Source organism: Providencia manganoxydans (genome assembly GCF_016618195.1).
GTDB classification, from domain to species: Bacteria; Pseudomonadota; Gammaproteobacteria; order Enterobacterales; family Enterobacteriaceae; genus Providencia; species Providencia manganoxydans.
In genome coordinates this window covers 3,451,691-3,464,484 of record NZ_CP067099.1, presented here as the reverse complement: position 1 = coordinate 3,464,484, position 12,794 = coordinate 3,451,691, and the positions used below count along the sequence as shown (strand labels likewise).

At 42.7% G+C, this 12,794-nt stretch carries 10 protein-coding genes; all 10 read left to right on the top strand.

Translation table 11 applies throughout. From position 1 onward, the window contains the following. Window positions 1-15 precede the first annotated feature (15 nt). The 10 genes from bamA to JI723_RS15700 all read left to right on the top strand — a co-directional run bounded on the left by bamA (window position 16) and on the right by JI723_RS15700 (window position 12,794). Window positions 16-2,430, top strand: coding sequence for an outer membrane protein assembly factor BamA (gene bamA, locus JI723_RS15745; RefSeq protein WP_140180486.1), 2,415 nt, complete (start codon window positions 16-18; stop codon window positions 2,428-2,430). Window positions 2,431-2,520: 90 nt separating this feature from the next. Beyond that, window positions 2,521-3,015 (top strand): molecular chaperone Skp, encoded by a 495-nt coding sequence (skp, locus tag JI723_RS15740; RefSeq protein WP_140180488.1) that lies wholly within the window; start codon window positions 2,521-2,523, stop codon window positions 3,013-3,015. Between the two features lie 3 nt (window positions 3,016-3,018). Continuing rightward, window positions 3,019-4,056 (top strand): UDP-3-O-(3-hydroxymyristoyl)glucosamine N-acyltransferase, encoded by a 1,038-nt coding sequence (gene lpxD, locus JI723_RS15735; RefSeq protein ID WP_070927358.1) that lies wholly within the window; start codon window positions 3,019-3,021, stop codon window positions 4,054-4,056. Window positions 4,057-4,186: 130 nt separating this feature from the next. Then, a complete protein-coding gene (gene fabZ, locus JI723_RS15730; RefSeq protein WP_004916757.1) occupies window positions 4,187-4,639 on the top strand; it encodes a 3-hydroxyacyl-ACP dehydratase FabZ in 453 nt (150 codons plus the stop codon). A 1-nt stretch (window position 4,640) separates the two neighbouring features. Beyond that, window positions 4,641-5,438 (top strand): acyl-ACP--UDP-N-acetylglucosamine O-acyltransferase, encoded by a 798-nt coding sequence (gene lpxA / locus JI723_RS15725; RefSeq protein WP_070927360.1) that lies wholly within the window; start codon window positions 4,641-4,643, stop codon window positions 5,436-5,438. 180 nt (window positions 5,439-5,618) lie between these two features. Continuing rightward, window positions 5,619-6,773 carry a lipid-A-disaccharide synthase gene (gene lpxB / locus JI723_RS15720; RefSeq protein ID WP_070927362.1) on the top strand — a complete coding sequence of 385 codons (1,155 nt, stop codon included), beginning with the start codon at window positions 5,619-5,621 and terminating at the stop codon, window positions 6,771-6,773. Continuing rightward, window positions 6,773-7,366 carry a ribonuclease HII gene (gene rnhB / locus JI723_RS15715; RefSeq protein WP_070927364.1) on the top strand — a complete coding sequence of 198 codons (594 nt, stop codon included), beginning with the start codon at window positions 6,773-6,775 and terminating at the stop codon, window positions 7,364-7,366. Before lpxB ends, rnhB begins: the two co-directional genes overlap by 1 nt. An 11-nt stretch (window positions 7,367-7,377) precedes the next feature. Continuing rightward, the gene (dnaE, locus tag JI723_RS15710) at window positions 7,378-10,860 is read left to right on the top strand and encodes a DNA polymerase III subunit alpha (RefSeq protein ID WP_140180490.1); all 3,483 of its coding nucleotides are present in this window, start codon (window positions 7,378-7,380) and stop codon (window positions 10,858-10,860) included. Window positions 10,861-10,872: 12 nt separating this feature from the next. Next, on the top strand, window positions 10,873-11,832 hold the full coding sequence (accA, locus tag JI723_RS15705; protein WP_070927366.1) for an acetyl-CoA carboxylase carboxyl transferase subunit alpha: 960 nt from the start codon (window positions 10,873-10,875) through the stop codon (window positions 11,830-11,832). 86 nt (window positions 11,833-11,918) lie between these two features. After that, window positions 11,919-12,794, top strand: coding sequence for a DMT family transporter (locus JI723_RS15700; RefSeq protein WP_272580646.1), 876 nt, complete (start codon window positions 11,919-11,921; stop codon window positions 12,792-12,794).

The following is a 12,794-nucleotide window of genomic DNA, read 5'->3' as shown; positions in this document are numbered from 1 at the left end:
ATACGCATAACAACGATGGCGATGAAAAAGTTGCTCATAGCGTCGCTGCTTTTCGGCAGCGCCACTGCATACGGTTCAGACGGATTCGTAGTTAAAGACATTCGTTTCGAAGGTCTACAACGCGTCGCCGTTGGTGCAGCATTATTGAACATGCCTGTAAGGGTAGGTGACTCGATTGATAACGATGATATTAGTCGTTCAATCCGTTCTCTATTCTCTACCGGTAACTTCGAAGATGTTAGGGTCCTGCGTGATGGAAACACGCTGATCGTTCAAGTTAAAGAGCGGCCAACCATCGCGAGTATCACTTTTACAGGTAACAAATCTGTTAAAGACGATATGCTCAAACAAAACTTGGAAGCATCAAATATTCGTGTTGGTGAAGCCCTTGACCGCACGACAATCGCGAACATAGAGAAAGGTCTAGAAGACTTTTACTATAGTGTTGGTAAATACAACGCGACAGTAAAAGCCGTTGCTACACCACTGCCTCGTAATCGTGTTGATTTAAAATTTGTATTCTCTGAAGGCGTTTCTGCAAAAATCCAGCAGATCAACGTGGTCGGAAATAAAAATTACACGACAGCGGAATTGGTCAATAAATTCCAATTACGCGATGATGTGCCATGGTGGAACTTAGCAGCAGACCAAAAATATCAGAAACAAAAACTGGCTGGTGATTTAGAAACCCTCCGCAGCTTCTATCTTGACCGAGGTTATGCTCGCTTCAATATTGATTCCACTCAGGTCAGTTTGACGCCAGATAAAAAAGATATCTACATTACGATTAATGTGACGGAAGGCGATCAATATAAGATCTCCGGCGTTGAGGTTAATGGTAATACGGCAGATCATCTCACAGAAATTCAAGAACTCATTACCATTACTCCGGGTGAACTGTATAACGGTACCCAAGTAACGGGTATGGAAAACAAAATTAAAGACCTTCTTGGTCGATATGGTTATGCCTACCCACGTGTAATGACTCAGCCTGAAATTAATGATGAAGATAAAACCGTAAAACTGCATGTCAATATTGACGCAGGTAACCGTTTCTATGTTCGTCAAATTCGTTTCCAAGGTAATGATACTAGTAAAGATACCGTCTTACGTCGCGAAATGCGCCAAATGGAAGGTGCTTGGCTGGGTAATGATTTGGTTGAGTTAGGTAAAGAACGTCTGAATCGTACTGGCTTCTTTGAAACTGTTGACGTCGAAACGCAACGTGTGCCAGGTAGTCCTGACCAAGTTGATGTAGTTTACAAGGTAAAAGAACGTAACACGGGTTCAATGAACTTTGGTGTTGGTTTTGGTACTGAAAGTGGCGTCAGTTTCCAAGTTGGTGTGACACAAGATAACTGGTTAGGTACAGGTAATGCGGTTGGTATTAACGCAAGTAAAAACGATTACTCAACCAACGTTGAGATGTCATTTACTGATCCATACTTTACCGTTAACGGTGTGAGCTTGGGTGGTCGTATTTTCTATAACGACTTCCGTGCAAAAGATGCTGATTTATCTGGCTATACTAACAAAACTTATGGTTTAGACAGCTTCTTAAGCTTCCCATTCAATGAAAATAACTCATTCCGCCTTGGTGCGGGTTATGTTCATAACTCACTTTCTGATATGCGCCCTCAAGCTGCGATGTGGGATTACCTCTATTCAATGGGGGATAAGCCACCAATTAATGACGACGGTCGCAATAAAGAGAAGTTTAATGCCGATGACTTCACGGTTAACGTAGGTTGGACCTATAATTCATTAAACCGTGGTTTCTTCCCAACATCAGGTAATAAAACTAACCTGTCTGGTAAAGTGACGGTTCCAGGTTCTGATAACGAATACTATAAATTGCGTTTTGATACGGCTCAGTACTACCCAATCAATGAAGATGAAACTTGGGTGATTTTAGGCCGAGCACAAGCTGGTTTTGGTGATGGTATTGGCGGTAAGCAAATGCCATTCTATGAAAACTTCTATGCAGGTGGTTCGAGTACCATTCGTGGTTTCCGCTCCAATAACATCGGTCCGAAAGCCGTTTATCTGAAAAATGTGAATGGGGTCGTTGGTCCAGAGCCAGGTAGTCCATCAAGTGATGCGGTTGGTGGTAATGCGATGTATGCAGCGTCATTTGAGCTGATTACCCCGACACCATTCATTGATGAGAAATACGCCAACGCAGTACGTACATCGTTGTTTGTTGATGCAGGTACTGTATGGGATACCAACTGGAACAGTATTGATCCAGCATGGCGTGCGGGCATGCCTGACTATGGTAAAGCAACCAATGTCCGTGCATCTGCGGGTGTTGCTTTACAATGGATGTCGCCACTTGGGCCTCTGGTCTTCTCCTATGCGCAGCCTATTAAGGACTACGAAGGCGATAAATCAGAACAGTTCCAATTCAATATTGGTAGAACATGGTAATCTAGATCGTGTCTATCTAAGGAAAACCCCCATATATAGCGTGGGGGTAACCAAAATTTCCAGCCATAAATATGGGTTAAGGAGTTTCGTGTGAAAAAATTGTTGTGTGCAGCGGGTGTGAGTCTGGCTTTAGCGATGTCTGCGGGAGCTTACGCAGATAAAATTGCTGTTGTGAACGTTGGTGAAATTTTCCAAAATATGCCAGCACGCGAAGCCGTTGCTAAACAGCTTGAGAACGAATTCAAGAGCCGTGCGACAGAGTTGCAGAACTTGGAAAAAGATCTCCAATCACGCGTAGAGAAACTGCGCCGTGATGGTGCAACAATGAAGCAAAGCGATCGTGAAAAGCAAGAAAAAGAGCTGATGACTAAACGTGATCAGTTTGCTGAAAAAGCGCAGAAATTTGAAGAAGACAATCGTCGTCGTCAAATGGAAGAGCGCAACAAAATTCTCAGCCGTATTCAAGATTCTATTAAATCTGTTGCAGCCAAAGAAGGCTATGATGTCGTTATCGACGCAAATGCAGTTGCTTATGCAAAAGATAGCATTGACATCACCAGTCAGGTTCAAAAACAGGTTAAATAATAGATGTCTTCAATTCGATTAGCTGATCTTGCTCAGCAGTTGAATGCACAGTTACACGGTGATGGCGATATTGTCATCACCGGTATTGCTCCGATGTATTCAGCAAACAATCAACAAATTACCTTCCTGTCTGATAGCCGTTACAGCGATAAATTAGCTGAATGTCAGGCGGCTGCTGTAGTCCTAACAGCGAAAGACCTAGAAGCTTGCAAAGTTGCAGCTTTGGTTGTTGATAATCCATATCTGGCTTATGCACGCATGGCTCAAATAATGGATACCACTCCAAGTCCCGCAGAAAATATTCATGCGTCAGCTGTGATTGCTGAGGATGCGATATTAGGTAGCAATGTTGCGGTTGGTGCAAATGCCGTCATTGAAAGCGGTGTGGTGCTTGGTGATAACGTTGTCATCGGTGCAGGTTGCTTTGTTGGTAAAAACACGCGTATTGGTGCGGGTAGCCGCTTATGGGCAAATGTTAGCATCTACCATCATATTGAAATTGGAGAGCAATGTTTGATCCAATCAGGTACTGTTATTGGTTCTGATGGTTTCGGCTACGCAAATGACCGTGGTAAATGGGTTAAAATCCCGCAACTTGGCACCGTCATTATTGGTGATCATGTCGAGATTGGTGCATGTACCACTATCGATCGCGGCGCATTAGATAATACGGTTATTGGTAGTAATGTTATTATTGATAATCAATGTCAGATAGCACATAACGTAACCATTGGTGAAGGTACTGCCGTCGCGGGTGGGGTCATCATGGCGGGAAGTTTGAAAATTGGCCGTTATTGTATGATTGGTGGTGCGAGTGTGATTAACGGTCATATGGAGATCTGCGATAAGGTGACCGTCACAGGTATGGGTATGGTCATGAGACCAATTACTGAGCCTGGCGTATACTCTTCGGGTATACCTTTACAGCCTAATAAAACATGGCGTAAAACAGCAGCTTTAGTGTTAAATATCAATGAAATGAATAAGCGCTTGAAAACAGTTGAGCGTGAATTAGATAGCCAAATTCAAAAAAATCAGTAATCATTTTGTAATTCAGGTTAAAATAACCGACTGAGTTACGTTTTTCCGGCCTGCCAGTTAACCTAACTTCATGGTTAAAGCAGGCCGATTCGTTAATTAAATTGAATTAATAGACAGGAAGAGTATTTCGATGAGTGATAATCATACTCTGAACATTGAAGAGATTTTAGAACTGCTTCCGCACCGTTACCCGTTCCTTTTGGTTGACCGTGTATTGGATTTCGAAAAAGGGAAATCCCTACGTGCAGTAAAAAATGTCTCATTCAACGAGCCATTTTTCCAAGGCCATTTTCCCGGCAAGCCAATTTTTCCAGGTGTTTTGATTCTGGAAGCAATGGCACAAGCAACGGGGATTCTTGCGTTTAAAAGCGTAGGGAAATTGGAACCTGGTGAGCTGTATTATTTTGCTGCGATCGATAACGCTCGCTTCAAGCGCCCTGTGTTACCGGGAGATCAGATGATCCTCGAAGTAGAGTTTATTAAAGAACGTCGAGGCGTTGCGCGTTTTAAAGGTGTTGCAAAAGTTGATGGAGAAGTGGCCTGCGAAGCAGAAATGATGTGCGCCCGTCGCCGTGAGGTCTGATATGATTGATAAAACAGCCTGTATTCATCCCTCATCCATTGTTGAAGATGGAGCTATTATCGGTGCCAATGTTCGTATTGGCCCTTTTTGTTATATTGGCGCTAACGTTGAAATAGGCGAAGGCACTGAGCTCAAATCTCACATTGTTATCAACGGCCATACAAAAATTGGTCGTGATAATGTGATTTATCAGTTTGCTTCAGTTGGCGAAGCAAACCAAGACTTGAAATATCAAGGTGAACCTACACGTGTCGAAGTCGGCGATAGAAACCGTATTCGAGAAAGTGTGACAATCCACCGCGGTACAACTCAAGGTGGTGGTTTGACCAAAGTGGGTGATGACAACTTATTAATGGTTAATGCACATATCGCTCATGACTGCATCATTGGTAATCGCTGCATTATTGCTAATAATGGCACCTTGGGCGGACACGTTACACTCGGTGATTTTGCCATTATTGGTGGAATGACGGCGGTTCACCAATTCTGTCAAATAGGTGCTCATGTTATGGTCGGCGGTTGCTCAGGTGTTGCACAAGATGTTCCACCTTATGTTATCGCTCAGGGTAACCATGCGACACCTTATGGCTTAAATATTGAAGGCCTGAAGCGTCGAGGTTTTGATAAAGAGTCACTCCATGCTATCCGTAATGCTTATAAAGTGCTTTATCGATCAGGTAAGTCACTGGAAGATGCACGTAGTGAAATTGCTCAGCTTGCACTAGCAAACCCGCATGTGAAGGTATTTAGTGATTTCTTAGAAGATTCAGCAGAATCTAACCGTGGTATTATTCGTTAAATAAAAATAGCGAAATCAGGGCCGATACTCTAAATAACACAAGGTGCAGTGAGGCGACAAACCAATGCGTCGCTAGAAGCATAGAAAATTATGTGACTGGCGCGAGTGAGTGTAGTCATCCTATCTTAATGCGAAACGCTGCAACTTAAAAAGTATGGCGAGTATATTAAGGAGAGAACTTTGGCGGATCATAATCGCCCACTGACTATTGGCCTTGTCGCTGGCGAAACATCCGGCGATATACTGGGTGCAGGGCTTATCAGAGCATTAAAAGAGCAGGTTCCTGATGCACGTTTTGTCGGTGTTGCGGGACCTTTAATGCAAGCTGAAGGCTGTGAAGCTTGGTATGAAATGGAAGAACTTGCAGTGATGGGGGTTGTTGAAGTTTTAGGGCGCCTCCCTCGGTTATTGTCTATACGTAAAGATTTAACTGAACGTTTTACACAACTGCAACCTGATATTTTTGTCGGTATTGATGCACCTGATTTTAATATCACGCTCGAAGGGCGATTAAAATCAAAAGGTATTAAAACTATTCATTACGTTAGCCCATCAGTATGGGCGTGGCGGCAAAAACGGGTATTTAAAATTGGTCGATCCACGAATTTGGTGCTAGCCTTTTTACCGTTTGAAAAAGCATTCTATGACCGTTTTAATGTGCCTTGTCGTTTTATTGGGCATACTATGGCGGACGCAATTCCACTTCAAGTGAACCAATTAGCAGCAAGGCAACGTCTTGGTATACCTGATAATGCAAAATGTTTAGCTATCTTACCCGGAAGCAGGCATTCAGAAGTGGAGATGTTGAGTGCGGATTTTTTAAAAACCGCGGCCATTCTCAATCAACATTTTACCGAATTACATATTGTTGTACCGTTGGTCAATCAAAAGCGGCGCGAACAATTTGAAACTATTCGTCAGCAGGTCGCTCCAGAGCTGAAAATTCATTTATTAGATGGTCAAGCTAGAGATGCGATGATAGCAGCGGATGCAGCATTATTAGCTTCTGGGACTGCGGCGTTAGAGTGTATGTTAGCAAAATGTCCGATGGTGGTTGGCTATCGAATGAAGCCCTTTACCTTTTGGTTAGCAAAACGTTTAGTGAAAACGCCTTATGTTTCACTGCCCAATTTGTTAGCAGGAAAAGAAATTATCAAAGAACTGCTGCAAGAAGAGTGTCAGCCTGAGAAATTAGCCCAGCAATTAATGCCGTTATTAGAAGGTGGCGAACAGGTTGAGCAGTTAAAAGCAACATTTTTACAGCTTCACCAGTTGATCCGCTGTGATGCGGATAGGCAAGCGGCTGATGCTGTTTTGGACTTGGTTAGAAATTAATGGATTTTATATACCCGGAAGCCAACTTAATTGCTGGCGTTGATGAAGTTGGGCGTGGCCCACTTGTAGGTGCGGTTGTTACTGCCGCGGTCATTTTGGATCCTAATAAACCCATTATCGGGTTAGCTGACTCAAAAAAACTCACAGAAAAAAAACGCGAGCAGTTATTTATTGAGATCCAAGAAAAGGCATTGTGCTGGTGTATAGGCCGAGCTGAGCCAGAAGAAATTGATGAGATCAATATCCTGCATGCCACTATGTTAGCGATGCAACGAGCCGTTGCAGGTTTAAGCATCACACCTGATTTTGTTTTAGTGGATGGAAATCGCTGCCCTAAATTATCAATGCCTTCACAGGCGGTGGTCAAAGGTGATAGCTTGGTCAAAGAAATCAGTGCTGCCTCGATTTTAGCTAAAGTCGTTAGGGACAGAGAAATGGTGGCGCTAGATAAAACTTATCCTGAATATGGCTTTGCGAAACATAAAGGCTATCCAACGGCTTATCATTTAGAAAAATTGGCTCAACATGGCGCAACAAAATTTCATCGTACGAGTTTTGCGCCAGTGCGCCGTGCATTAGCAGCGAAAGACTGAGTATAAATTAGATGGCTGAACCTCGTTTTATTCACTTACGCGTTCATAGCGACTATTCCATGATTGATGGATTAGCGAAAACTGGCCCATTAGTCAAAAAAGTGGCAGCAATGGGGATGCCTGCTTTCGCTATTACTGACTTTACTAACCTTTGCGGGTTAGTGAAGTTTTATGGTGCGACGCACAGTTCAGGGATCAAGCCTATTATTGGGGCTGATTTCTTTGTTGAAAGTGAACAATTGGGCGATGAGATAGCGCATCTAACCGTCTTAGCACGTAATAATGAAGGCTATCAAAACTTAACATTACTAATTTCAGAAGCTTACCAAAAAGGTTATGGTGCGATAGGCCCGACTATCCATCGCGATTGGTTAGTTAAACACAAAGCGGGTTTAATTCTACTGTCCGGTGGACGAAAAGGCGATGTTGGGCAATTTTTATTGCGAGGCAATCAGGCGCTTGTTGAGGAATGTTTAGCGTTCTATGAAACCCATTTCCCGAATAGTTATTATCTCGAACTAATACGAACGGGAAGGCCGGATGAAGAAAGCTATTTACATGCTGCGGTAGAGCTTGCGACTCAGCGTGGTTTGCCTGTCGTGGCGACTAACGATGTGCGTTTTATTGAGAGCAGTGATTTTGACGCTCATGAAATTCGCGTTGCCATTCATGATGGTTTTACTTTATCAGATCCTAAACGACCTAAAAATTATAGTCCTCAGCAATATTTACGCACTGAAGCAGAGATGTGTGAATTATTTGCTGATATTCCTGAAGCCTTAGAAAACAGTGTAGAGATTGCTAAGCGTTGTAATGTTACTATTCGCCTAGGTGAATACTTCTTACCTCAGTTCCCAACAGGGGATATGAAAACAGAAGACTTTTTAGTGATGCGCTCGAAAGAAGGGCTTGAAGAGCGCCTTGAATTTTTATTTCCTGATGAAAAAGTTCGAGCGGAAAGACGACCTGAATATGATGAACGTTTAGATGTCGAGCTAAACGTAATCAACCAAATGGGTTTTCCTGGTTACTTCCTGATCGTGATGGAATTTATCCAATGGTCAAAAGACAATGGTGTACCTGTAGGGCCAGGGCGAGGTTCGGGTGCAGGTTCTTTAGTTGCCTATGCACTGAAAATTACCGATCTGGATCCGTTAGAGTTTGATCTTCTCTTCGAACGCTTCTTAAACCCTGAACGTGTTTCGATGCCTGACTTTGACGTTGACTTCTGTATGGAGAAACGTGATCAGGTCATTGATCATGTCGCACAGATGTATGGTCGTGATGCGGTATCACAGATTATTACCTTCGGTACGATGGCAGCAAAAGCGGTTATCCGTGATGTTGGTCGAGTACTGGGTCATCCATATGGCTTTGTAGATCGGATTTCTAAATTAGTCCCACCTGATCCAGGGATGACGCTGGATAAAGCATTTGAAGCAGAACCTCAGCTTCCTGAAATCTATGAAGCAGATGAAGAAGTTAAAGCGCTCATTGATATGGCGCGTAAGCTTGAAGGGGTTACCCGTAATGCGGGGAAACACGCAGGTGGCGTAGTTATTGCGCCAACCAAGATCACGGATTTTGCTCCCCTATATTGCGATGCAGAAGGGAACAACCCTGTTACTCAATTTGACAAAAACGATGTCGAATATGCGGGTTTAGTTAAATTTGACTTTTTGGGATTGCGTACGCTGACGATCATTAACTGGGCGTTGGAAATGATCAACCCAAGGCGAGCAAAGAAAAATTTAGAGCCTATTGATATTGCTGCGATCCCTCTACATGATCAAAAAAGTTTTGACATGTTGCAACGTTCAGAAACGACAGCGGTATTCCAGTTGGAATCCCGTGGTATGAAAGATCTGATCAAGCGGTTACGCCCAGACTGTTTTGAAGACATGATCGCTTTGGTGGCACTATTTCGCCCAGGCCCATTACAATCAGGGATGGTAGATAACTTTATCGACCGTAAACATGGGCGTGAAGAGATTTCATACCCTGATGTACAATGGCAACATGAGTCATTAAAACCTGTTCTAGAGCCAACATACGGTATTATCTTATACCAAGAACAGGTTATGCAGATTGCTCAGGTTCTTGCAGGTTATACATTAGGCGGCGCCGATATGTTGCGTCGTGCAATGGGTAAAAAGAAACCTGAAGAGATGGCGAAGCAGCGTTCTGTATTTGAAGAAGGCGCCATCAAAAATGGTGTTGATGGCGAGCTGTCGATGAAAATCTTTGACTTGGTAGAGAAATTTGCCGGTTATGGATTTAACAAATCACACTCAGCAGCTTATGCACTGGTTTCATATCAAACATTATGGCTAAAAGCCCACTACCCAGCCGAATTTATGGCTGCGGTAATGACCGCCGATATGGATAACACTGAAAAAGTGGTTGGTCTTGTCGATGAATGTTGGCGGATGGGGTTAAAAGTGTTACCACCAGATATTAATTGTGGTCAGTATCATTTCCACGTTAATGATGAAGGTGAAATTGTTTACGGTATTGGTGCAATCAAAGGGGTTGGTGAAGGCCCAATCGAAGCTATTATAGAAGCCCGCCAAAAAGGAGGGATCTTTAAAGAGATTTTCGATCTTTGCGCTCGAGTTGATATCAAAAAAATTAACCGCCGTGTGATGGAAAAACTGATCATGGCAGGGGCGTTTGATAAATTGGGTCCACATCGCGCGGCGCTGATGTCTTCGCTTGAAGATGCATTAAAAGCCGCCGATCAACATGCGAAAGCAGAAGCTATTGGGCAAGCTGATATGTTCGGTGTGCTGGCTGAAGCACCTGAGCAAGTAGAAAGTTCGTATGCAAGTGTACCGAAATGGCCTGAACAAGTTGTACTTGATGGCGAACGTGAAACATTGGGGCTTTATTTAACTGGACATCCAATAACACGATACTTAAGTGAGATTGAGCGCTATACTAACGGTTTAAGATTAAAAGATGTGAACCCAACCCCTCGTGGTCAAGTGACAACTGTGGTAGGTTTAGTTCTTTCATCTAAAGTTATTACCACTAAGCGTGGCAATCGAATCGGTATTTGTACGCTTGATGATCGTTCCGGTCGTCTGGATATTATGCTATTTTCAGACGCACTAGATAAATACCAGCATTTGCTGGAAAAAGACAGTATCCTGATTGCCACTGGTCAGGTCAGCTTTGATGATTTCAACGGTGGTAATAAAATGACAGTGCGGGAGTTGATGGACATTAGTGAAGCAAGGGAAAAATATGCACGAGGGCTTGCTATTTCACTGTCAGACAAACAAATTAACGACCAGTTGCTGAACCGACTTCGCAGCACTCTTGAACCCCATCGTTCAGGAACGATTCCGGTTCATTTGTATTATCAGAAGGATGACGCCAGAGCCAAGCTTAAATTTGGTGTTGTTTGGCGTGTAACACCCGTTGATGCCCTTCTGAATTCTCTGCGAACTCTGCTGGGTAATGAGCAGGTAGAATTAGAATTTGACTAAAATAGGAATATTATGAGTCTGGATTTTCTTGATTTTGAACAGCCAATTGCTGAACTGGAAGCGAAAATTGATTCGCTGACCGCAGTTAGCCGTCAAGACAACAATTTAGAAGTCAACCTAGATGACGAGGTTGCTCGTTTACGTGAAAAAAGTCTTGAGCTGACACGTAAAATTTTCTCTGATCTGGGTGCTTGGCAAATTGCTAAACTCGCTCGTCACCCACGTCGCCCTTATACGTTAGATTATATATCTCGTATATTTACTGATTTTCAGGAATTAGCGGGCGATCGCGCTTATGCAGATGATAAAGCTATTGTCGGTGGTATTGCGCGTTTAAATGGTCTACCCGTTATGGTTATAGGCCATCAGAAAGGGCGTGAAACGAAAGAAAAAATTCGCCGCAATTTTGGTATGCCTGCACCTGAAGGCTATCGCAAAGCATTACGTTTAATGGAAATGGCTGAGCGCTTCAACTTGCCGATAATTACGTTTATCGACACCCCTGGCGCATACCCTGGTGTAGGTGCTGAAGAGCGTGGACAATCAGAGGCTATCGCTCGCAATTTACGTGAGATGTCTCGTTTATCTGTTCCTGTGATTTGTACCGTTATTGGTGAAGGCGGATCAGGTGGGGCATTAGCAATTGGTGTTGGTGATAAAGTAAACATGTTGCAATACAGCACTTACTCAGTGATTTCTCCAGAAGGTTGTGCTTCTATTCTCTGGAAAAGCGCTGATAAAGCACCATTAGCAGCAGAAGCTATGGGGATCACGGCTCCTCGCTTAAAAGAGCTGAAACTGATTGATAATGTTGTGACAGAGCCATTAGGTGGCGCACATCGTAACTATGATGAAATTGCGGCTTCTTTAAAAGCACGTATCGAGGAAGATCTAAATGAGCTGCTTGAATTAGATCAAGAAGCACTAAAGAATCGTCGTTACCAACGTTTGATGGAATATGGCTATTGCTAATCATTATTGATTAGTGCCGGAAAAACGGGAGTTAGGTAAAAGCCAGCTCCCGTTTTTATTGGTTGCAGAAAATATGAAGGGTGACCATGCGTCAGTATAACTATTTAATCTACGCATTTTTATGTGTGTTGATTTGGAGTTTTATTCCTATTGTTTCGCGCTTTGGGCAAAATGGGTTGGATAGTTTTCAATTTTTGTTTTGGTCTAACTTTATTTCTGCTATTTCAGTTATTTGTGTCGCTTTATGCGCTGGTTATCGGCCTGCTAACTTATTTATTCTACCTAAAAACATGTTGTGTAAAGTGTTTGTGCTTGGTTTTTTAGACTGTCTTTTTTATTTGTTACTGTATTACGGCTACTCGATTGAGAATGGCATTGCTGTTCTAGTCATTCAATATAGTTGGCCTTTAATTATTATTTTGCTATCTGTTATTTTACTGAAAGACAAGTTAGCGGGTAGACAAATTGTCGGTGTGATCATTGGTTTTATTGCTGTCATTATTACTTTTACAAAAGGCCATTTGACACAGCTACAAGTAGAAAATCCGATTGCGTTGTTACTTGTGTTTAGTGGTGCATTTTGCTTTGCACTAATGTCGGTATTCTCTAGACAGTACTCAATAGATCCTTATATTAGCACCGTCTGGTTATTTATATTTTCTACATTAACCTCATTAGTCTTGCTGCTTATGTTTAGCGAAATAAAATTACCCTCTAAAGCTGCATTCTGGCCAACTATCATTAATGGCGTATTGATTAATGGCGTCTCTTATATTTTGTGGTTTAAAGCTATGAATACTGGGCATTCCGCAAAAATTGCTTCAATTGTATTTTTATCACCGGTCTTGTCAGTACTGTGGTTAGTGATGATTTTAAGTGATCCATTTGAAATTGCGTATATCGTAGGAGTACTGCTAGTGATTATTTCTGGTGTGTTGTGTGTGGGTCGCGGTAAACAATAG

Bases quoted from the DNA above. Each gene is read 5' to 3' on its own strand.
- rnhB (WP_070927364.1), top strand. From the start codon at position 6,773: ATGGATTTTATATACCCGGAAGCCAACTTAATTGCTGGCGTTGATGAA.
- bamA (WP_140180486.1), top strand. From the start codon at position 16: ATGGCGATGAAAAAGTTGCTCATAGCGTCGCTGCTTTTCGGCAGCGCC.
- fabZ (WP_004916757.1), top strand. From the start codon at position 4,187: ATGAGTGATAATCATACTCTGAACATTGAAGAGATTTTAGAACTGCTT.
- dnaE (WP_140180490.1), top strand. From the start codon at position 7,378: ATGGCTGAACCTCGTTTTATTCACTTACGCGTTCATAGCGACTATTCC.
- JI723_RS15700 (WP_272580646.1), top strand. From the start codon at position 11,919: ATGCGTCAGTATAACTATTTAATCTACGCATTTTTATGTGTGTTGATT.
- lpxD (WP_070927358.1), top strand. From the start codon at position 3,019: ATGTCTTCAATTCGATTAGCTGATCTTGCTCAGCAGTTGAATGCACAG.
- lpxA (WP_070927360.1), top strand. From the start codon at position 4,641: ATGATTGATAAAACAGCCTGTATTCATCCCTCATCCATTGTTGAAGAT.
- accA (WP_070927366.1), top strand. From the start codon at position 10,873: ATGAGTCTGGATTTTCTTGATTTTGAACAGCCAATTGCTGAACTGGAA.